Below are 18,543 nucleotides of genomic sequence, written 5' to 3'. Positions count from 1 at the left end.
AGGCCCACCCTCACTCAGAGGGTGGACCGGGATCAGGCGCTCGCCAGATCGTCGACCAAGGCATTCAGCGCGGGGCGATAGCGCATCGACTGCACGTCGATGCGGCGCAGGACCGGCGCCTCCTCTGCCTGGAAGCCGACGGTGATGCGACCGGCGCGCAGGTTCTCCGGGCTGTTCTGGTCGGGCACGAAGTCGACCCGATAGCCGAGGATATCGCCCGTCGCCTTCAGATCGCGCAGCGCGCCGTTCAGCGTGTTGACGATGGCCTGGATCGTCTGGCCGGTGATGTTGAACTTGCCCAGATAGGTGCGCAGCGTCTTCAGGCACATCAGGTGGATGTAATCCCGGCCGCGCTTGACGTTGTAAAAACGCCAGAGTTCGTCGGACCCGGCATTGTCGGTGCCGATGAAGATGAACCCGCCATCTGCGATGGCACCATCGACCCCCATTTCGCCGCGGGTCAGGATGCCGATGTTCGACGCCAGCAGCAGCTGCCCCTCGCTCGTGTCGTCGGTCAGTGAGAAGCCGATCGGTCGGGACGGGCCGACGATGCCCTGCACCGCCTGGTTCGCCCAGCTGTGGAACGGTCGGCCCGCGAATTCGGCGTCGCGACGGACCGCGATGCCCAGCACCGCAGGTGAGAGCGGAACAACCACAGCCACGCCGGTCGCGTCGGTGACCTTGACTGCGGGCTCGACCGGGATGATCCGGTCGCTGCTGATCGTCTCCCGCCACGCCTGCGCCGCTGCCCGGCTGGTACCGGGTCCGTCCACCACGGCGTGAGCCAGCAGGCGGTTGCAGATCCCGGCAAGGGCGGCGACCACCGCGTTGCCCACCGGGGCGACGGCGGCGGTGACCGACCCACCGGTGCCGCCCGACAGCGCGGAAAGGCTGATGGTCGGGGCCGAGGTGTAGCCGGTGCCGGGGCTGGTGATGTTCACCGCGGTGATGACGCCACCCGCCACCGTGGCCGTCCCCGCGAAGCCCGATCCACCGCCGCCGGTCGCAGTCAGGGGGAAGGTGCCGTTGGCGTAGCCGCTGCCCGCGTTCGCGATGGTCAGGGCGCTGACCCCGGTCGCAGTCTGCGAGGTGAAGCCCGGCGCGGCCAGCAGGCGGGGCGTATAGCCCAGCAGCTGCCCTGACTGCAGGAAGGCACCGACGCCGGTATCGGTCGCATTGCCGACGATATTGGCGATGGTGGCCGCCGTGTCAGCGCCCGCGGTGACCCGCACCACAACGACCAGAGCCGCCGCCTGCAGTTCGCCCAGCTGCGCATTGATCAGCTTCACCGCGTCCGCCAGCGTCCCGGCCGCGCCCAGTGCTTCTAGAGCGTCGGCGTCGGAGGAGCGGATCAGGACAGGCGTGTTGATCGGGAATTGCTCCTCATCGGCGTCGGGCGCGGTGCCGATCAGGCCGATGATGGACATGTCGCCCCAGACGGGCGTGCGCGGCTCGTTGTCGATCGCGGTGATCGTCATGCCGAAGACAGGAGGCATCCTTGTTCTCCATGGTTCTGAAAACGGAAAAGGGCGCCCCTCATGGGCGCCCTTGCTGCGATGTGGCGACGATCAGCCGCGCTATTAAAGATACTGCCCCATGACAGTCCGGGGGCATCCTTACCGGTAGATGATGCCCAAGGCAGTTACCACGTTGGCCGCCTGGCTAACCCCCCCCGTGGCGGAAGTAGCTGCGATTTGGCTTCCGCCTGCGACCTGGATATCGGTGGATGTATCAGATGCTCCGCACCGTGCTGTCGCATTTGCCGCGTTTACCGTGCTGCCCTGGGCGGCCTGAATGGCGCCGTTGTTGCAGCCGGCGAACTTCACTGTACCCGCGCTGACGGTTGATCCGTTCGAGACGATGAGACCGATCGTTCCTGCTCCACGCAGGTCGGCATTGAGCAAGGTCGCGGATGACCCGCCGGCAATGTCCACGTTGGCCGCGCCGGATCCGGATATAATCGCACCATTGGCGGAGAGGCGCGCACCGGTGTTCATGAGGACACCCGTACCCCCCGAGGCCTTGAAGCCTTTCCCAGAGAGAATTGTCGCGCTCCCGTTCTGATAAAGGTGCATGCCAACCCGGCCCGCCGCGGTGCCCGTCGACATCATGGTGAATAGCGCATCGATGGTCGGCAAGTATCCACCATCGAACGCCGCAAAGGCGGGATAGCTTCCTGTCAACGACAGCTGGGTCAGATAGGAGCGATCAATGAGAACTTCCGCGTCAACCGAGGTGATCGTGACCCAGCTCAGGTTGACCGAGCGGACGATCACCTGTTCGCGCATAACAAACCCGGCCAGCAAGCGAAGCTCGGTCGTGAAGCCCCCCGGCAAATAGGCCGGGCGGCGCTTGGACAAGGCAATCAGCGCTTCATTGATCGTGGCGAAGTCGCCGCCCGTTCCCACCGTGACCAGAGACGCAGCCTCAAGACCGAGTAGGTCCAGCCTATCCTTGTGGTGCCGGGTTCGGTTTGCGAGCCTCTGCAGGGGCCAGTTCAGAAGGCCTTCGTCGGCCTCGGGGTTGACCGGGCCGCCTGTCGGGCGCCAGCCATTCTGAAGCTCCGGGATTTCCTCTTCCCATTGCGACGTCTCGGCGATTGCCGGGACCGAAGGAACGTCAACCATTATTCCACCTCGTAGATGTTGCCGATGGCGATGTCGTCGCCGATCAGCCAGAGGCCGTCGCCGATCGTGTAGAAGGCCCCGGACAAGGTGATCGTCCGCAGCCGACAGCGCGCGGGCGCGACGGTGCGCAGGCGCTCGGCCAGACGCGCCGCGTCGCGACCGGGGATCGCGGTCTGCACCTCGATCCAGTAATCCGCCCAGCTGGGGTCGGTTGGACCCAAGACCCATGTCTCGTCGCCGATCTCCCATGTCCCCCCTATGAGGAGACCCTCGCCGCCGATGCGGGGAAGGTCCGCGTCCTCGATAAGGCGGGCATCGCCGTAGCCCATGGCAGCCAGCGCCGCGCGGATCGAAGAGACCGTGCCCTTGTGCCGATGGACATTGACCGAGGCCGCGATGACCGCGCGCTTCCGCTCGTCAGTCCAGTTCTCGTCCCAGTCGTCGACGGACAGCGCCCAGGCGAGCCATGGGAGGATCACGGCTGGCGCGCGCTGAGGGTTCCAGACATCGCCGACCCGGATGTCGAAGTCGAAGCCGGCGACAACCCCGTCGACCAATGCCTTCTCGGCCGGCCCCGAATGGGGCGGCATGATGTCGTTGGATACGGGCATCAGATCACCCCGCGATCGTGATGCTGGTCGACGTGGCGTAGGGCGCGACGTTCGGAGCAGGCACGATGTCGGCGGAAGGGTTTGTAACTGTGACGTTAATTACCCCACTCTGATGTAAAGCCGCATGTATACCCGACAGCGCGACGGTCGCGCCGATCCGGTGGACCGTCGTCAGGTATTCATCCAGCGCGGCCTGCGCTTCGTTCAGGATCACCTCGCTGCCGGGGCCGGGCTGAACATGCAGCTGGGCGACGACGGTGAAGGGGCTGATCGTGGCACCGGCGACGATCACGGTGTCGCAGAGCGGGCGTACCTCTTCATCGTTCAGCGCCGCGGTCACATCGGTCAGTATCTCGGCCGTTGGTGTCCCGTCCCCATTGCGCCCGAGGACGTAGACCTCGACCGTGCCTGCCTCGACGGTCAGGCCCGGCGTGCCGGGTCCTGCGACGAAGACATCCATCACATCGGGATGAGCAGACAGCGCGTGAAATTCATATGCACCGCGCGGTCCCGCCGTGCTGAACCCTTCCAGCGCCAGCTGGATGCGGTCGCGAAATTCGGTATCGTTCTCGTAGACCGCCGGGGTGGTGTCCGTCTCAAGCTCCAGAACCTTCCGCTCGACCCCCAGCAGGGCGCCTAGCTGATCCAGGTCGCTGCCTTCCGCATAGGCCAGAAGCATGCCCTTGGCCGCATCGTTGACGCGCGCGCGGGTCATCATGACGTAGGCGGCGCAGGCCTGCAGCACCTTGACCGCGGGCTCGCTCTCCAGCTGCAGCACCGGCTCGATCGAGGGAAACAGCGTGGCGACGGTAGCCTTCAGATCCGCGAGGATGTCTTCGAAGCTGATCTGTTCGAGGATCGTCGGCGCCGGAAGCGCGCTCAGATCGACTTTCACATAGGCCATGCGATCACCTCACGCTCATGCCATCGGATGTTCCCATATCGACGACGAGGGCGCGTTCGCCCTCGACCGTCATGTCGCCCAACAGCGCGCGCGGCCGGAACTGACCGCGGACCGTGATGACCAGCGCGCCGGTCCGGGCAGAGGAGGCGTCGACCTTCACGTCGACGACGAGAAAGCGCGGCTCCCACTGCTCGATCGCCGACGTGATCGATGCGATCACCGGCAGCATCTCCGCTTGTGTGATGTTCCGTCCCAGAGCCTCGGGCACGAACGATCCGTACCACTCGCGCATGAGGCGCGAGCCGAACCGGGTCAGGAACATGTCGCGCAGCGATTGCAGGACATGGCTCCAGCCGGTCAGGCTCGCGCCACTGTGGGCGTCGATGCCCAGCGAGGGATCGGAAGCTGTGGTGGCCATCTGCCGTCACCTCGTAGCGTCGGGGGTTATTCGGCGGCTTTGGCCGCCTTGGTGGTCTTCTTTGCTTTGGCTGCATCGGCCGCGGCCTTTTCCTCGGCCGCCTTCTCCTCGGCGGCTTTGTCTTCCGCGGCCTTGCGTTCGACCGCTTCGGCCTCTGCCTTTGCTGCGGCTTCCTTTTCGGCCTTGTCGCGGGCCTCTTCTTCAGCCTTTGCCTCTGCCTCACGCCGCTCTGCCTCGGCGGCCTCTTCGGCGGCCTTGCGATCGGCCTCCTCTTTGGCGGCCTTTTCTGCGGCAACACGTTCGGCTTCTTCCCTTTCGGCCTGGCGCTCTGCTTCCTCGCGCTGGGCGCGGGCAATCGCTTCGGGATCGACAAGATGGCCGTCGCGCAGCCCGGCTTCGGCCTGCTTCTCGGTCAGGAACAGCTTGGTGCCGACGCCGGTATTGCGCATGCCGGCGACGTGGGCGCCGGCGGACTCGGTGATGATGTAGTCGCTATACTTGGCCATGGGCCTTTCCTTTCGCTGTGGGGCTCAATGAGGCCCGTCTGAGTTTTCGTCCCCGCGCTCGATGCCGCCGTGGACGTGATCCGATCCGATGTTGGTGCCGTCATGCGTCACCTCACCGCCGTCGATTTCGAGGCCGTCGGCGGTCAGGGTGAGGGTCACGCCGCCGACGCTGGCGCTGATGCCGTCGGCGGTGAGTTCGATGCGCACGCCCCCGAAGGTGATGACGTGCTGATCCGCCGCAGTGGAGGGCGGCGCGTTCCCGGCCCCGAAGGACAGGGCGGTCGCGAAGCCCTGCGATGTCTCGCCGCTGGGCGCGATCATGGCCATCATCTGGCCGGGTGAGGGCGGGCTGTGCACCTTGAGCGCGCCCGCCGTCTGGACATAGGGGATCCATGGGGAAAGCATCCCCTCGCCAAGGTCGAGCCTGACCAGCCCCTCTGCTGCGTCGACCTCGGAGACGACACCCTGCCGGTGGGAAGCAGCGAGTTGCCGCTTCATCTCGGCGACCTCGGCGGCCAACTGGACCAGCTGCCTCATGGGATCACCTCGCCTTCGACCAGTGGAACCGGATCGTCAGCCTCCAGCGGCCCCAGCCCTAGGGCCTCCACCGTGGACAGGTTCACGCCAAGGCGGGCTGCAGCGCGTCGCCAGTCAGTCATAGGCTCGCCCTCCAGCTCGGAGCGCAGGATTTGCGCGGTATTGGACAGCGCAGGATTTCCGTCCATCAGGACCAGTGCGCGCGCCCATGGCCCGGATGGGTCCAGCGCCAGCCCGCGATCCGGATCAATCAGCAGATCGACCGACAGAGTGATCTGCCGGACAGCGAACCGCCCGGCCTGCTCGGCTGACACGCCGCGCCGCGACATGTGCGACCGGATGTCGGCGACGCACAATTCGCGCCACAGGTCTGGCCAAGGGCCGATGCCTGCGACCAGCGCCCGGATAGCCTGGGCCTCCAATAGGTCGAGGATGATTTCCGTCCCGGCGTCGGAGTTTGGCACCGACAGCTGGATGACCTCGTCGTTCTCACCCTCGATCGGCACTGTGATCCGGCTGGCCACGATGCATTCGAGGACCAGGTCGAGACGACCATCCTGCAGGAAGTCGCCCCGGCCCTGACCTTCGTCGCTGCCATGATCATCGGTATAGACCGCGATCATCGGCCGCTTCTCGCGATCCGAAATGCGATTGTCGGTCGGATCGATGACGCTGTCGAAGACCCGATGCTCGGCAAGGGTCGCGCCCGACAGGGCTTCCCGGGTCGCGATCCTCAGAAGCGTTCGCGTGATGCTCATGTCAGGCCTCGTTCAAGAAAAGCTCCAACTCGCCGAGGTCTGTCGGCAGCAGGCGCGAGATGACGAAGGTGGTCGGATAGGGCGGCTGCACGTTCGGCAGCACGATCCGGTCGCCTGGATGCAGTTCGTAGGGCAGGGACCGGATCGTCGCGGCCGAGAGGCCCACGACGACCGTTTGCCCGGAAACCTTGCCCGGACCTCCGAACTCGTTCCGCCCCTGGCCGCCGGCACCCTCGATCCGGGGTGCCGACGATAGGATGCCCACCACAGCGCGCGGCGGGCGATCAGGATCCGGGCCGCCGTCGCCGTAGCCCCCCACATCGGCCCACGGTTCGATCCGAACCGCGATGCCGAAGGCCTGTTCACAGGCAGCGGCCATGGCGTCGTCAAGGGGGGCAAACGGGTTCAGCGGGTCCATCAGACCGCGCGGCCTTCCAGCAGAACGCCGGGGCGGAGACACATCTGCAGCGCGTTCATCTGCGCTTCCATCTCGGCGCGCTTGCCGTTCGATGAAGGCCAGATCTTCGAATACAGGCGACGGGCAAGGGTGTTGACCGTGTCCATGTAGTCGGCGGGAGCGCGATAGGTCTTGAACAGCCCCGGCACGCCGACGGGGAAGAACCGCGCCTCGTCGGGTTCGATGAAGACCTCGGTGCCGACCTGGCCGCGATAGTTTTCCCAGACGATCCCACCGAACTCGAAGACGCCCCAGCTGGCACCCTGCATGCCATGCGTGACCTGCTGCGTGCGAAGCCATTCGGCCTGCGACGTGTTGCGGAAGGTCTCGCGCACTTCAGGCGATGCAAGCAGATCGTCATAGAACTCGTCGCCGACGAGCGCATGGACGCGGCTGAACATGGTTCCACCCAAGGCATTGCCCATCAGGCGGATGATCCCGTTCGCCTGTTTCAGCAGCGTGCCGTCGGCTGCGGAGAAGTCGAAGTCGATCGGGTCGGGCTCGGTGATCCCGAACTCGGTGAAGAGGTTCAGCGCCGGGCGGACGACGTTGCCGTTCTCGTCGGTCGGATAGGTGACGATGCCCTTGATCGCACCCATCCGGCAGTATTCCTCGGTCACGTCGAAGCTGTCGACATGCTCGCCCTGCCGCTCGGCAACCTTGGCCGCCACCGTCTCCAGTTCGGATTCGGTGCCGAAGGCGCGGATGTTCTGCACCTCGTCGGCATTGATTGCGTCATTGATCTGGAAGTGCGGGATTTCCAGCATGCGCAGGTTGCGCCCGCGCTTTTCCAGGGTGACGCCCGGACCACCGCGCGGGGTCGGGGGGACAAGACGCAGCACCCCGGCCTTCTGCTCGATCGAGGCATAGGTCGTGGTCAGGCGGTTGTCGCTGAAGATGCCCATCTGGCCAATGCGCCCGGGCTTGAACGGGATCGCGTTGATCGCGTCGGTCATCTCGACGAGCGAGAACGCGTCCTCATTGAAAATATTCAGATGCATCTGCATCCCTTTCTTGGTTCGCCCGTCGGGCAGGTGTTGGGGTGGATCAGCGGACGATGATGCCGGCAGCTTTCAGCTGCGTGTTCTTCGTTGCCTTGTTGGCCGGGGTCGCCACCGACGGCGCGTAAATCAGCGTCTTGCCGTTGACCTCGCAGTCGCGGGTCAGGCCGGCGACGCGGATGTCGACCGTGGTCGCATCGCCGCCATAGAGGCAGATCGCATTGGCGGTCTGGTTGCCGATGTCCGGGGTTTCAGCCGCCAGCGGCGAAGGCTTGTACTTGCCTTGGTTGGCGCCGCTGGTGATCAGTCCCAGGACAGTGTTCGGGGCGATGATGCCCGAGCCCGCCGCGATGACGATGTTGTCTCGCGAGCGGGTGCCTTCCGCCTCGCTCAGAATGCAGGCGGTCGGGCGATTGCCGTTATCCACAATGGGGGGCATGTCTCTGTCCTTTCAGAGAGAATGATGGGGAAGGGCGGTTAATTGCCCGCGCGGCGCTCCGCGACCTTCGCGGCGGCGTTCTTCATGACGCCGGGTTTGATCGCGTTGGCCGCAGCCTCCGCGCCGCCCGGGCCTTCAGCGCCCGCGCCGGTGCCAGCGGCTGCATGGCGATCCGCAAGCGGCGGCGTCTGCGCCTTCGGCTTTTCGACGGCACCGGCCGCGATGATGGAAGCGGCGGCTTCGGCGCTCATGTCGCTTTCAAAGGCAATGGTCTGGGCGAGGTTCGGACGCTCAGCCGCCGCCTCGCTGGTCATGATCGCCTTGATCCGCGCGCGCTCGGCGGTGGCGCCCTCGGCGCGGGCCGTCGTCACGGCCGCATCGTGGGCCGCTTGGGTGATGCCGGTATCGACCCCCGGCTGGGTGTTGTTGTCGGCGCTCATGCGCGTTCCTTTCGGAGGTTGGCGGCCAGCCGGTCCGGTGCGCCGCGATTGAAGTTCGGCAAGGACGCCTTCGAAGGTTCCGAGCCGGTCGGCCAGACCAGCCGCGATGGCCGCCTGCCCATGGAAGACCCGCGCCTCGGTGGCACGGGCCGCCTCTTCGGAGAGGCGCGCGCCGCGCCCCGCCGCGACCCCTTTGACGAAGCCGTCATAGAGGGTGTCGATTGCTGCCTGGACGTCTGCCCGGACACTGGCGGGGAGCGGACCGAGCGAGTGCCCGTCAACCTTATGCGCCCCGGCATGGATGAAGGTCGCGTCCCAGCCCTTCTGCTGGAGTTCGCCCGCGCGGTTGACGTGCAGCACGACGACGCCGATCGATCCGACCATCGAGGTTTCCGACACGACGATTTCGTCGGCGGCCGAGGCGATCCAGTACCCGCCGCTTGCTGCGGTGTCGTTCACGACTGCGACGACGCGCTTGGACCGCTTCAGGTCGTGGATAGCCGCCGCGACCGCCGTGATACCGCCCGCTTCGCCGCCGCCCGTGTCGATGTCGAGGATGACCGAATGGACGCTGGCATCTATGGCCGCCTCGCGCAGCTGCGTCAGGATGCCTTCATAGCTGACAAGGCCGGAACTCGCCCCGATCCAGCCGCCTCGGTTGACCAGGGTGCCGACGATCGAAACGATGGCAACGCCGCCGGCGATCCGATTGACCGAATAACTGCCGTCGTCCCGCCGGCTGGACCCCATGAAGCGGTTTGCCTCGGGCGACAGCGCGCCAAGCTCCGGCCCCTGAATGCCCAGTCTCCCGGACAAGACATCCATGATGATGGCAGCCTTGTCGGGGTGGATGATCAGGGGGCGATTCAGTGCCCGCTCAGCCAGATGCAGAAGGGGCGCCCGATTGGGCGCCCCGATCACTGTCTCGTTCATGGTTCAGAACCTTCCGCCTGTCGCGATGCCGAAGCGCCTTGGCCTTCGGCCATCGATCAGCGCGCAATCGCTTTCGAATTTCTGGATCAGGGCCAGCAGCCCCGCGGCATTGGCCGAGGTATACTTAACCCTCCGCCGCACCCCGTTCGAGCCGGACTGGTATTCGACCTCACTGACCGCTTGGCCGGCGAGAAGCTGGTAATAGAGCGCCCGTAGCTGGCGGGCCGCGTCGCACGGATCGTCCTCGTCGATGATCAGCGGCATCAGGCGTCGTCCTCTTGTTCATCATCGGGATCGTCATTCCCGATAGGGTTGGCGCCTGTGCCGCCGCCCGCGGCGTTCATGTAGGACGGCTCGGGAAGGCCGTATTCCTTGCGAAGCTCGGCCTCCTGCTCACGCTGGGCATAGACGTCCTCGATGTCGGACCCGAACATCGCATCCGCGATCATGCCTTGGGAGGCCACCCCGGTGCGCTCCAGAATTTCATAAGCCTTGGCCGCTTTCAGGATGTCAGGGATCGGCCTGGGCGATCCCCGCCAGAAGGCCCGGCTCGCCGCCGCGCGATTGGCGACAAAGGCATCGATTCCGCCGGGGAAGGGAATGTCCCCGCGATCGATCTCCTCCTCAAGCCAGGCCTCGTAGCCCATCTGGCAGAAGGGTGCGACTAGGTCGGTCCGCCGCTTCTTCGTCACCTCGAAGATCTCGGTCGTCCCATAGCTCATCGAGTTGTAGGACGCGCCCTGATAGTCGCCGGTGAAGCTCTCGAAGGTCATGCCCAAGGCCCGCGCGATCTCCCGCTTCAGGTCGTTGGCATAGTCTTGGTATTCACCGCTCGGCGCGCCGGGGGTCTTCAGCTCGAACTTGTCGCCGGGCATCAGGTGCCCGACGCGACCATTCTGCCCGACGCTGATCGGTGATGCGTCGTAGAAGCCCGACAGCATGTCGAAATAGGCGTCGATCGGCGCTTCGCCGTTAACCTGCATGAGGGCACGTTCCTTGTCGGTCAGGAAGCCGGTCAGGAACTCCTCGGTGGGCGCGGGGCTTTCGATCACCGCCGCCCAGAGCGTCTTCAGGATCTGCGCTGCAAGGGTGGCATCGGACAGGTCATCGAACTGTCGAACCACCTGCAGCACCGCGACGAGCGGACCGATTCCCCTATGCGAGCCGAGTGGGCCGTCGTGGAAGTGACCCAGCAGCAGCCTGCCGTAAGCGTCGCGCGCCGCTATCCGCTTCTTGGCCCAACCCATGATCGGGCTGCGCTTCTGGGTAAGGTAGGCGATGGGGGCGCCGTCGTCATCGACATAGACGCCGGTGTGCAGGCGCTGCATGTCGTCGCTGTCTCGGCAAAGGCGGTGTGCAGGCATCACCCGCACCTTCGTCCCATATCGGGTCCAGCCGCGTTCCTTCCAGCCGACCTCGCTCAGGATCTCTCCGCTGGCCATCCAGCCCCGGAATGCTGCTGCCTGCAGCTGCCCGAAGGTCCGCTTGCCTTCCGCGTCGCATTCCTCGGGTCGGTTGGCCCAGAGCCCGAAGCGCTGCTCGACCAGCTTGCACCAGGCGCGCGCGTCCGCATTCGACATGCCGAATAGCTCGTTTTCCGGCTGGGCCTTCAGGCGCAGGCCGGTGCCGACGACGTTTGCGACGCATTGCTCCAGCGCACCGGACAGCCAGCCCGAGTTGATGATCGCATCGTTCGCCCGTGCGGCGGCCTTGTCCCAGGCCGCCGCGACATCGTCTTGGGCTTCGCGCAGCCCCGGATGCCACGCGTTCATCGCGACCGACCTGCCACCCCGCATATAGCCGGTGGTATAAGCCTTGGCCGCGCTGCCCGGCAGCTTGTCCGGCGCGGCGGCATGCGGCTTCAACGACGACGACGCGCTAGCCAGCAGCCGCGCCTTTGCCGATTTGTCCGTCTTTGCCATTCATCACCTGTTCATGCGTTGGGAGGCGGCGGCAAAGCGCTCGCGCCGGGAATGCTGCGCCACCGGCGCGGCAGCAGGCGGAGCGGGATCACGACGGCGGGACGCGGCCGCTTCCGGCGGTGCTCCGTCCTCGTCGTCTTCGACATCGCGGCGCACCCCCTCGGGGATGCGCTGCACGTTCAGGGTGTAGCCGATGGCGGCAAGCATGGATTCGCAGTCGAAATAGTGGTTGTCCTTCGACCGCTGCTTCCAGACCGGCTTGCCGTTCTCGATCATCCGCACCTCGGAGGTGACCTGCTTGGCATAGTCCTCCTCGGTATTGGCGTGCAGATAGAACGACCCCGATGCAGGGGGAGGCGTCATCATCCGCGCGGTCACGAGCGACTTGAAGAAGTCGGTGGAGAGCCAGACCAAATCGAGCGAATAGCGCGCTCGCTTGCCGTCAGGCTTCACCTCGATCTTCGACACCCGATACGGCGGGTGCTGAACATCCTTGCCCTTGACTGGGCTGCACAGCCACGACCAGCGCCGACAGAACTCATAGACCTTATGTTCCGGGACCATGTCCTTCCGACCTGGCCGGTATCCGGAGTCAATGAAGACCTTCTCTATCTGCATCCCGGCAATCGGGGTGATCATCAGGTCGGCAAGGTCTTCCCAGACCTCGTCGCCAGCGGTCGGGCCATGCAACTGCCCGTGGTCTACCAGCCACGACGTGCCGCGGGCGCCGAATGCGCGGATGACGTAGTAGAGCATGAAGGCCTGCACGTCGACCGCCATGGCTAGGCGGATACCCCCCGCGGGAATGGTCCCGCGCGCATATGGCAGCCGGTTCGTCTTCAGAAGATGCTCATGATCCGGGGCATCAGCGCCGGACGCCGGATCGTAGCATTCCCCGAAACCGGCGTTCACTGCCGTCTGGATCTTGTCGGCCTCACCCGTGGCAAGTGCCACGAGATAGCGCGCGGCCCGGTCGCCGAAGCTGACGAAGGGACTGCATAGCCCCGAGGTCCAGCACGACCAGGTGTCGCTGTCCGGTTCATTGACGCCTTCGCGCGCCTCTTCGATCGTCTGGCCGGGCGCAATCTGCACGCCCCCGGCGATCATCTCCGGCTTGTGGTGTTCGAGGATCGGGTCTGCGCACCCCTGCGGGCATTGCAGGTACGCCTCGCGTCGCGCTTGCGCCGGGGTCGCGCCCTTCGGCCAGCGCAAATCCTTCAGGCGAGGGATGAAGTATTCGCCGCAGTGGGGGCAGGCCCAGGCAAAGTGGTGGCGCGTGCCCGACTGCCAGAGCTTCCAGATCGGCGACTGGATGTTATCCGGGTCGCCGACTGCCCACATTTCCAGACCGTTGACCGGGTCGGTTTCCGTAGTGACCAGCCCTTGCGAGCAGGTCGAGACGACCGCGGTGACGAAATCGGCATAGGTGTCGCCGCGCGCTTCCGCCAAGCCCAGCGGGTCCCCCTGTCCTTTGATGTTCGACATCATCTCGTCGTACTCGTCCACGAAGCCTAGACCGAACGGGTCTGATTTCAGCGAGGTCGATGATCCGGCATAGGCGAGACGAACACGGCAGCCGCCGACGATCTTCAGCAACTTCTTGTTCCGTTTGCCGCGCGCTACCTTGGCCCTCAGCGTCTTGGCCTGGTCCAGCAGCTCCATCAGGCGCGGCTCGAACTGGTCCGAAACAAAATCCTTTGACGGGCCGACGTAGAGGATCGGGGCAGGGCGCTGATCGATCCGGGCGCCCATGCAGTCAAGGAACGTCTCCGTCTTCCCGGCTTGGGCAGAGGTCACAGCGACGCAGCGCTTATGCGTGCCAGCGTGGATCTTGCGGGCGAAGGGGATCATGTAGGCTGTGATTGACGGGTCCCGCATGCCGGGCTTGCCACTCGTCTCGGGATATTCCCTGTTGGCCGCGCCCCACTCGTCGGGCTCAATCAGCGGCGTCGGGGTCAGTAGGGTCTCGACCCGTCGCAGCAAGAATTCGGGCATCGCGGACCGCGTCTGCGATTTTTTGCTTTGCCTCATTCAGCTTGGCCTCGATGTCCCGGCGCAGGCGCACATCGCGCGTGATCCGCGCCGGCAGGCCGGTGAATTGCTTGTTCACCTCGCCCGCGACAAGGTCGACGACGGCAAGGGCGTCCTCTTGCGGGATCAGGTCACGGCGGCGCTCGGCCAACCGAAGCTCGATCTCCTCGGCGCGGGCATCGGTGACGCGGCTCGCGGCGGCGCTCTTCGAACCCTTCTCGATGATGGCCTCGTAGTGCGAGACCAGCCCGGCCAGCACACTGGCGAGACGGTATTTCCCGCGCCCATCCTTCTCGATCGCCTGATCCTTCGCGAGGTTCTGGACCCAGCGAACGGTGCGACCGGTCATGGCCGCAATCTCGGTGACGCTAAGCGTGATCGGCTGCTGAGGCTGGTCGGTTTTCGGCATGGTCAGCGGCCTTTCAGGCGAAGCGAAGCGCGTTTTCCACAGAACGAAAAACGCTCAAATATCGGGGTGCGGCGGCCCCGCACGCTAAGCCCTTGATTTTCGGTCCCTACCGGGGGTAGGTGGGTCGAATGTTGCATTTTCAACACACATTCGGAGGGGCGCAGGGTGCGCGATCAGGCACGCCCCCTTCGATGAGGGGCGCGGCCGGACGCAGGAGGGAAGGGATCAGCCCTCGATAATCCGCGTGATTTCGTGGACAGCTCGGGCAGGGATTTGATCGGTGGCCTTGTTGAAGGCATTGACGGCCTTCTCGCGCAGCATCTCCTTGGGGAGAGATGGACCCCATAGCATTTCAATGGGCAGGCGCTTCTTGCCTGACCGCTTGAAGACGTGGCCACTGAGGGTCTTAACGATAAAGGCTCCGTCGAACCGCTGGGCTCTATTCCAGGGCTTGGCACGAACGCCATATCTGAATTGACGCGCTGCGAAGTATTTCAGGGGCATTGCTCCGCCGCGGGCAATAATCGCCGATGACAACCTTCGACTGGAAACGCTTGCTCGCTTTCTTTTAACGGCGCTGTTGATGTCGCCGTATTTAATTCCTGTCTCGTCCCGCAATACCCGTTTGACCTGGGTATGTGCTTTGGCCGTCTCGTGATTGATGGCACGGACCATTGCCAATTTGGCCTGCTTACTGTTGGCGCGCTTCACCATTGCCTCGAAGACGATGCGCTCTTTATTCAGTTCGCGGATATGCGCACTGGCCATTGGGAGGATCTTCTCGCTGAGGGATGAAGCGGATGATGCGCGCTTCAAGCGCGCGTCAGCGTCACTGCGCCGATTCGGCTCTAGCTACAGTAACAGTAAGAGATGCTGGTAGAGCTGGTAGAGAAGTAACCGGGGTTGACATGGCCTTGAAGGCCCTGTCACCCCCTTACCCCCTGTAGAGAGGCCGCACGCGTGGCCCCTGTGCGAGGAAATCGGCCAAAACCGGGGTGGATCGCAAGTAACTTCGGTGGCATTGGAAAAATGGCCCCGCGTCGGCGGGAAAGCGAATGGCCAGCGTTTGCTGGTCAGATCGTATGTTGCGCCTTCCGAATCACATCAGCGGCATTGGAAATAACTATGAGACAGACGGTTTCAGGGCGCGGATTGCGTGACGTGACACGGTAGTGACGTGACGGGTCGTCACTGTTCTATGGTAAGCTACTGTTATTTTTCCGGTAACTATTCTTGCTTGCGAACGACAAGTTCGTTCATTAGCTGCGCACGCCCCGCCGGAGTGAGTGACAGGAACTCACAAACTCCACCGCCGACTGCTCCCGCATGTCTAGCTTCAATCAGGCCGAGGGCCTGAAGTTGCAATTTTATGCGGGTCTTCTCTAGGTCGTTAATTTTAAATATTCTCGGCGAAATCTCTGCCATCTCTCCCATTGCTTGGAGGCCCGCAAGGATTACGGAATCTGTTTTCGGCTGTTCTAGGACGCTCGCTATTCCAAGGAAAATGTCCTTCCAGGTAACGGTCCTTTGGTATTCTCGATGCGCGGTCCTGTTGGCATGCCGATCCCAGTAGGCGTTTTCGTAGGTCAATTCGTATTGGTCGCTAAGGTCGGCAATATCCTCAAACCGTGCCTCCACAGCAGATGATTTGGCTAGGAGTTCCGCCCTTAGGCTGGCGTTCTCTTTTAAAAGATTGTTGTTCTGAGTGATTAGATCATCGCTTGCTAACGTATCGGCGCGCACCCATCCAACCTGAGGGTGATTGTTGATGGCGTTCATTAGAGATTTTAGGATGAGAAGTTCCAGTTCAGCCTTCTCCTTCCAAAACCTGACCATTCTGCCTTTGCTGACTTTCTCTCTGAAGGCGACAAGGCGAGCAGCTAGTTCGGGATCTCTATCAGTTTTGGAGCCCGGAATATCATCGGGTGCTCCATGGATGAACGCGATGACAAATTTTCCGGATTCTACCGCGTAATCGTACTCGCGCTCCGTGAAGCTCACACCATCTTGGTCAAGAGAACCGTATCTTCCCCCCAGTATGAGCAGATAGTAATCGCATTCGTCGATCACCTTCTTGATGTAAGCTAGCTGTTCGCTGTCAGTCGCAGGGAAAAGCTCCATCCCGGCAGGAATGTGGTTCATATCGAGGATATGCTTGATCGCGGCTTGTCTTTCCTCGATGAGGTCCTTGAAGGTGGATGAGACAAATATCTGGTACTTCTTCTGGGCCACGGTGTCGGTCATATCCAAGTTGGTGCATCAGGCGGACCGTATTCCCCTGCCTGGTGATTCTGCCAGACGGTTCAGCGGGCAGCCGAGGCCTTGAGCCGCGCGCTGGCCCGCGCCGCATCCTCCGCCATCATCCGCGCGACATGCTGGATCGGATCACCCAGCATCCGGCCCTTGATCAGATCCTCTCGGCCGAGGATCCGCAGCCGCTCCTCCGAAGTCCAGTTGTAGCCCGTCAGGCGGTCATAGAATGCCCGCTCTTCGGGGCTGAGGCCCGCGGCCGGGTTGCGCCGCGGATCGGTGTGATGCTGGGGCCATTCCAGCCCGCGCCGATCGGCCCAGGCATAGGCCGATTCCTTCGTCATGCCGCGGACCCGCGCGGCCTCGGGGCCGGTGAAGCCAGCCTCGAATAGCTGCGCCCAGGTCCAGCCATTGATCGGGATCTTGTTGCGCCTTTCTGCGGCGCGTCTGATGCCCTGAAGCCGCGCCTTGCTGCGTGATATTGCGACCATGTGTTCGCGGCTGGAACCGCGCTTCCGGTTGGTCCACCTGACGCCATTCTTGCGCGCCCAGCGATAGGCGGTGAACTCGCTCATGCCCATCGCCGCGGCGGCCTCGGGCGCGGTCATACCGGCGGCGTGGCATTGCTGCCAGGTGAGGGTTGGGGCTGGGGCGTTCATCACTCGCAACTCCGATATCGGCCGCCCGAATATCGCGGCCAGTCCTCGGCCGCGCCGGCGGCGACCATTTCACAAGCGACATCGCGGCCATCTGGCAGGACGCAGCGCATGACGCGCCGCCCGTATCGATCGACATCGATCAGGTCGCAGGTCAGGCGCTGACCGGCGATCAAGTTGCGGAGGTGGGCGCGGCTGGCCGGGCCGCCCGGTTCGGTCAACTCTGGCGCGTCGATCCCCCAGATGCGGATGCGGTCCTTGCCGCGTCCGATGGTATCTCCGTCGTGCACATGGATGTTGGCGACGAGAGTGACGGCAAGCAGTGTAATCATCGGCCATCCACCAATATCAGTACAGCGGTGCGAGTGAACTCGTCACGGTGCTCATGTGCGAGTAGATCGGAGGATGTCGTAGAGAGAATCGTGGCGTGGGAATCCTGATGGAAATCAAATTTGTTTGCCCGAACTGTCGTGTGCTCCAGGGCGGAAATCTCCGTAGTCTTGTTCCGTTTGATGAGAGCCAAGCGACCGCCTTCGTGACCTGCAATTACTGCAACCGAGGTGCAGTAATCTTTGTTGTGAACCTTAAGATTCGGAAAGAACACGCTGGCTCGGACCTGATCTCCAACTTCCCATGGCAGGAGGCCCAACAACTTGATCTCCGCAATGTGCACCCGTTGCCCCCTCGGCCTCGCGAGGTCCCGAATCTTCCCGAGAATGTGAGGCGAGCATATCTGGACGGCGAGGAGCACCTGGCCACACGGCATTACCGAAGCGCCGTCGCAGCCTATCGGACCTCGCTTGAGAGGTCCTTGCGCAATCTGGATACAGAAGATGCTGCCTCGAAGGGAACTTTGTTCAAGAAAATCGAAGCTTTTGCGAAGAAGTATTCGATCCCCGAGGCCCTGATCCAACTCATGCACAGCGTCCGTGACTTTGGAAACGACATACATGAGGACGTCGACCCCACTGAAGACGAGGCAAAATTGGCCGCGGAATGCGCCACCTTGTTGCTTATTTACATCTTTGATCTCCCGGCACGCGTCGAAGCGGTAAAGGCGAGAAAGCAGAGGGTTGTCGAATAGGCCACCGGGGGTAGCAATTGGTGGCCGATCAGTCATGCTGCACCTCCACGCGCACCGGAACGATCTTGATGTCTGGATATCGCTGGATCACCGCCCGGACGATGCAAGCGCAATCCGGGTCATGGCAGACGAGCATGACGTGAAGCCCTTTCAGATGGGCCGCGTTCACGGCGGCAGCATTCTGGGTTTCGGAAACCGTTCTGATATTCAGTACACCATCAATCACAGCGCCAAAGCCTGACGCGGTTGTCGCGAGGGCGGCCGATATGGTTTCGGGGATGCGTCGTTCAGTGGTCATTTTTAGAACCCCATGAGCGTTTCGTGGAGGGCGGCGCTCTTGCAGCGCCGCCAGATACGATCGATGGCCACCTCCGATTTCCGGCGGCGCTTCACGGTGGAATAGGCACGGCGCATGGCCTTCGGGACGGCGGACCAGTGCCTTTGGCAGATCCATTCCGACCACCCGCGCTTATTCAGACAGGTGCGGCGGCAGCCGGGCATGCAGCAGGCGATGCGATTAACCATCGGCTCGGCCGTCGGGAAAGAGCGCCAGCATCCGC

Annotated in this window: 22 protein-coding genes; 1 reads left to right on the top strand and 21 read right to left on the bottom strand. The window is 63.6% G+C overall.

Going from position 1 to position 18,543, the window contains the following annotated elements:
* Window positions 1-32: 32 nt before the first annotated feature.
* The 20 genes from ACO2Q4_RS14410 to ACO2Q4_RS14315 form a co-directional block, all read right to left on the bottom strand.
* The gene (locus tag ACO2Q4_RS14410) at window positions 33-1,496 is read right to left on the bottom strand and encodes a phage tail sheath family protein (protein WP_423320093.1); all 1,464 of its coding nucleotides are present in this window, start codon (window positions 1,494-1,496) and stop codon (window positions 33-35) included.
* 120 nt (window positions 1,497-1,616) lie between these two features.
* Window positions 1,617-2,627 (bottom strand): hypothetical protein, encoded by a 1,011-nt coding sequence (locus ACO2Q4_RS14405; RefSeq protein ID WP_423320092.1) that lies wholly within the window; start codon window positions 2,625-2,627, stop codon window positions 1,617-1,619.
* Window positions 2,627-3,238 carry a phage tail protein I gene (locus ACO2Q4_RS14400; RefSeq protein WP_423320091.1) on the bottom strand — a complete coding sequence of 204 codons (612 nt, stop codon included), beginning with the start codon at window positions 3,236-3,238 and terminating at the stop codon, window positions 2,627-2,629. Before ACO2Q4_RS14400 ends, ACO2Q4_RS14405 begins: the two co-directional genes overlap by 1 nt.
* A 4-nt stretch (window positions 3,239-3,242) precedes the next feature.
* Complete coding sequence (locus ACO2Q4_RS14395; protein ID WP_423320089.1) at window positions 3,243-4,142, bottom strand: baseplate assembly protein; 900 nt, start codon at window positions 4,140-4,142, stop codon at window positions 3,243-3,245.
* A gap of 4 nt (window positions 4,143-4,146) precedes the next feature.
* Window positions 4,147-4,560 carry a GPW/gp25 family protein gene (locus tag ACO2Q4_RS14390; protein WP_423320087.1) on the bottom strand — a complete coding sequence of 138 codons (414 nt, stop codon included), beginning with the start codon at window positions 4,558-4,560 and terminating at the stop codon, window positions 4,147-4,149.
* Between the two features lie 26 nt (window positions 4,561-4,586).
* A complete protein-coding gene (locus tag ACO2Q4_RS14385; RefSeq protein ID WP_423320085.1) occupies window positions 4,587-5,066 on the bottom strand; it encodes a hypothetical protein in 480 nt (159 codons plus the stop codon).
* Window positions 5,067-5,090: 24 nt separating this feature from the next.
* Window positions 5,091-5,603: a hypothetical protein gene (locus tag ACO2Q4_RS14380; protein ID WP_423320083.1), complete on the bottom strand. Its 513-nt coding sequence runs from the start codon at window positions 5,601-5,603 to the stop codon at window positions 5,091-5,093.
* A complete protein-coding gene (locus ACO2Q4_RS14375) occupies window positions 5,600-6,361 on the bottom strand; it encodes a hypothetical protein (protein WP_423320081.1) in 762 nt (253 codons plus the stop codon). The genes ACO2Q4_RS14380 and ACO2Q4_RS14375 overlap by 4 nt, the downstream gene beginning before the upstream one ends.
* A gap of 1 nt (window position 6,362) precedes the next feature.
* Window positions 6,363-6,779 (bottom strand): hypothetical protein, encoded by a 417-nt coding sequence (locus ACO2Q4_RS14370; RefSeq protein ID WP_423320079.1) that lies wholly within the window; start codon window positions 6,777-6,779, stop codon window positions 6,363-6,365.
* Window positions 6,779-7,819, bottom strand: a complete 1,041-nt coding sequence (locus ACO2Q4_RS14365; RefSeq protein ID WP_423320077.1) for a major capsid protein — start codon at window positions 7,817-7,819, stop codon at window positions 6,779-6,781. Before ACO2Q4_RS14365 ends, ACO2Q4_RS14370 begins: the two co-directional genes overlap by 1 nt.
* A gap of 46 nt (window positions 7,820-7,865) precedes the next feature.
* Window positions 7,866-8,258, bottom strand: coding sequence for a head decoration protein (locus ACO2Q4_RS14360; RefSeq protein ID WP_423320075.1), 393 nt, complete (start codon window positions 8,256-8,258; stop codon window positions 7,866-7,868).
* Between the two features lie 38 nt (window positions 8,259-8,296).
* On the bottom strand, window positions 8,297-9,631 hold the full coding sequence (locus ACO2Q4_RS14355; protein WP_423320074.1) for a S49 family peptidase: 1,335 nt from the start codon (window positions 9,629-9,631) through the stop codon (window positions 8,297-8,299).
* Window positions 9,632-9,634: 3 nt separating this feature from the next.
* Window positions 9,635-9,895, bottom strand: coding sequence for a gpW family head-tail joining protein (gene gpW / locus ACO2Q4_RS14350; protein WP_423320072.1), 261 nt, complete (start codon window positions 9,893-9,895; stop codon window positions 9,635-9,637).
* Window positions 9,895-11,553 carry a phage portal protein gene (locus ACO2Q4_RS14345; RefSeq protein WP_423320070.1) on the bottom strand — a complete coding sequence of 553 codons (1,659 nt, stop codon included), beginning with the start codon at window positions 11,551-11,553 and terminating at the stop codon, window positions 9,895-9,897. Before ACO2Q4_RS14345 ends, gpW begins: the two co-directional genes overlap by 1 nt.
* 3 nt (window positions 11,554-11,556) lie before the next feature.
* Window positions 11,557-13,548: a terminase gpA endonuclease subunit gene (locus tag ACO2Q4_RS14340; protein ID WP_423320068.1), complete on the bottom strand. Its 1,992-nt coding sequence runs from the start codon at window positions 13,546-13,548 to the stop codon at window positions 11,557-11,559.
* A complete protein-coding gene (locus tag ACO2Q4_RS14335) occupies window positions 13,490-13,993 on the bottom strand; it encodes a hypothetical protein (protein WP_423320066.1) in 504 nt (167 codons plus the stop codon). The genes ACO2Q4_RS14340 and ACO2Q4_RS14335 overlap by 59 nt, the downstream gene beginning before the upstream one ends.
* Before the next feature lie 225 nt (window positions 13,994-14,218).
* Window positions 14,219-14,761 (bottom strand): phage tail protein, encoded by a 543-nt coding sequence (locus tag ACO2Q4_RS14330; protein WP_423320064.1) that lies wholly within the window; start codon window positions 14,759-14,761, stop codon window positions 14,219-14,221.
* 459 nt (window positions 14,762-15,220) lie between these two features.
* Complete coding sequence (locus ACO2Q4_RS14325; RefSeq protein ID WP_423320062.1) at window positions 15,221-16,237, bottom strand: DUF4062 domain-containing protein; 1,017 nt, start codon at window positions 16,235-16,237, stop codon at window positions 15,221-15,223.
* Window positions 16,238-16,296: 59 nt separating this feature from the next.
* The gene (locus ACO2Q4_RS14320) at window positions 16,297-16,902 is read right to left on the bottom strand and encodes a hypothetical protein (RefSeq protein ID WP_423320060.1); all 606 of its coding nucleotides are present in this window, start codon (window positions 16,900-16,902) and stop codon (window positions 16,297-16,299) included.
* Window positions 16,902-17,231 (bottom strand): thermonuclease family protein, encoded by a 330-nt coding sequence (locus ACO2Q4_RS14315; RefSeq protein WP_423320058.1) that lies wholly within the window; start codon window positions 17,229-17,231, stop codon window positions 16,902-16,904. The genes ACO2Q4_RS14320 and ACO2Q4_RS14315 overlap by 1 nt, the downstream gene beginning before the upstream one ends.
* 107 nt (window positions 17,232-17,338) lie before the next feature.
* Here ACO2Q4_RS14315 and ACO2Q4_RS14310 point away from each other — a divergent pair, with 107 nt between their 5' ends.
* Window positions 17,339-17,983, top strand: a complete 645-nt coding sequence (locus ACO2Q4_RS14310; protein ID WP_423320056.1) for a DUF4145 domain-containing protein — start codon at window positions 17,339-17,341, stop codon at window positions 17,981-17,983.
* A 28-nt stretch (window positions 17,984-18,011) separates the two neighbouring features.
* Here the strand turns inward: ACO2Q4_RS14310 and ACO2Q4_RS14305 are convergent, their stop codons facing one another.
* Window positions 18,012-18,437, bottom strand: coding sequence for a hypothetical protein (locus ACO2Q4_RS14305; protein ID WP_423320054.1), 426 nt, complete (start codon window positions 18,435-18,437; stop codon window positions 18,012-18,014).
* Window positions 18,438-18,543: the final 106 nt, after the last annotated feature.

Source organism: Paracoccus sp. KR1-242, assembly GCF_049446195.1.
In the GTDB taxonomy this organism is placed as follows: domain Bacteria; phylum Pseudomonadota; class Alphaproteobacteria; order Rhodobacterales; family Rhodobacteraceae; genus Paracoccus; species Paracoccus broussonetiae.
Note: the sequence above shows the minus strand (reverse complement) of the source record. Positions and strands in the feature narration are given on the sequence as shown.

What these genes read in the sequence shown, in the direction of transcription:
- ACO2Q4_RS14360 (WP_423320075.1), bottom strand. Translation starts at nt 8,258, where the DNA reads ATGCCCCCCATTGTGGATAACGGCAATCGCCCGACCGCCTGCATTCTG.
- ACO2Q4_RS14355 (WP_423320074.1), bottom strand. Translation starts at nt 9,631, where the DNA reads ATGAACGAGACAGTGATCGGGGCGCCCAATCGGGCGCCCCTTCTGCAT.
- ACO2Q4_RS14365 (WP_423320077.1), bottom strand. Translation starts at nt 7,819, where the DNA reads ATGCATCTGAATATTTTCAATGAGGACGCGTTCTCGCTCGTCGAGATG.
- ACO2Q4_RS14400 (WP_423320091.1), bottom strand. Translation starts at nt 3,238, where the DNA reads ATGCCCGTATCCAACGACATCATGCCGCCCCATTCGGGGCCGGCCGAG.
- ACO2Q4_RS14410 (WP_423320093.1), bottom strand. Translation starts at nt 1,496, where the DNA reads ATGCCTCCTGTCTTCGGCATGACGATCACCGCGATCGACAACGAGCCG.
- ACO2Q4_RS14385 (WP_423320085.1), bottom strand. Translation starts at nt 5,066, where the DNA reads ATGGCCAAGTATAGCGACTACATCATCACCGAGTCCGCCGGCGCCCAC.
- ACO2Q4_RS14380 (WP_423320083.1), bottom strand. Translation starts at nt 5,603, where the DNA reads ATGAGGCAGCTGGTCCAGTTGGCCGCCGAGGTCGCCGAGATGAAGCGG.
- ACO2Q4_RS14340 (WP_423320068.1), bottom strand. Translation starts at nt 13,548, where the DNA reads ATGCCCGAATTCTTGCTGCGACGGGTCGAGACCCTACTGACCCCGACG.
- ACO2Q4_RS14315 (WP_423320058.1), bottom strand. Translation starts at nt 17,231, where the DNA reads ATGATTACACTGCTTGCCGTCACTCTCGTCGCCAACATCCATGTGCAC.
- ACO2Q4_RS14375 (WP_423320081.1), bottom strand. Translation starts at nt 6,361, where the DNA reads ATGAGCATCACGCGAACGCTTCTGAGGATCGCGACCCGGGAAGCCCTG.
- gpW (WP_423320072.1), bottom strand. Translation starts at nt 9,895, where the DNA reads ATGCCGCTGATCATCGACGAGGACGATCCGTGCGACGCGGCCCGCCAG.
- ACO2Q4_RS14330 (WP_423320064.1), bottom strand. Translation starts at nt 14,761, where the DNA reads ATGGCCAGTGCGCATATCCGCGAACTGAATAAAGAGCGCATCGTCTTC.
- ACO2Q4_RS14310 (WP_423320056.1), top strand. Translation starts at nt 17,339, where the DNA reads ATGGAAATCAAATTTGTTTGCCCGAACTGTCGTGTGCTCCAGGGCGGA.
- ACO2Q4_RS14335 (WP_423320066.1), bottom strand. Translation starts at nt 13,993, where the DNA reads ATGCCGAAAACCGACCAGCCTCAGCAGCCGATCACGCTTAGCGTCACC.
- ACO2Q4_RS14395 (WP_423320089.1), bottom strand. Translation starts at nt 4,142, where the DNA reads ATGGCCTATGTGAAAGTCGATCTGAGCGCGCTTCCGGCGCCGACGATC.
- ACO2Q4_RS14320 (WP_423320060.1), bottom strand. Translation starts at nt 16,902, where the DNA reads ATGAACGCCCCAGCCCCAACCCTCACCTGGCAGCAATGCCACGCCGCC.
- ACO2Q4_RS14390 (WP_423320087.1), bottom strand. Translation starts at nt 4,560, where the DNA reads ATGGCCACCACAGCTTCCGATCCCTCGCTGGGCATCGACGCCCACAGT.
- ACO2Q4_RS14370 (WP_423320079.1), bottom strand. Translation starts at nt 6,779, where the DNA reads ATGGACCCGCTGAACCCGTTTGCCCCCCTTGACGACGCCATGGCCGCT.
- ACO2Q4_RS14325 (WP_423320062.1), bottom strand. Translation starts at nt 16,237, where the DNA reads ATGACCGACACCGTGGCCCAGAAGAAGTACCAGATATTTGTCTCATCC.
- ACO2Q4_RS14405 (WP_423320092.1), bottom strand. Translation starts at nt 2,627, where the DNA reads ATGGTTGACGTTCCTTCGGTCCCGGCAATCGCCGAGACGTCGCAATGG.
- ACO2Q4_RS14345 (WP_423320070.1), bottom strand. Translation starts at nt 11,553, where the DNA reads ATGGCAAAGACGGACAAATCGGCAAAGGCGCGGCTGCTGGCTAGCGCG.
- ACO2Q4_RS14305 (WP_423320054.1), bottom strand. Translation starts at nt 18,437, where the DNA reads ATGGATCTGCCAAAGGCACTGGTCCGCCGTCCCGAAGGCCATGCGCCG.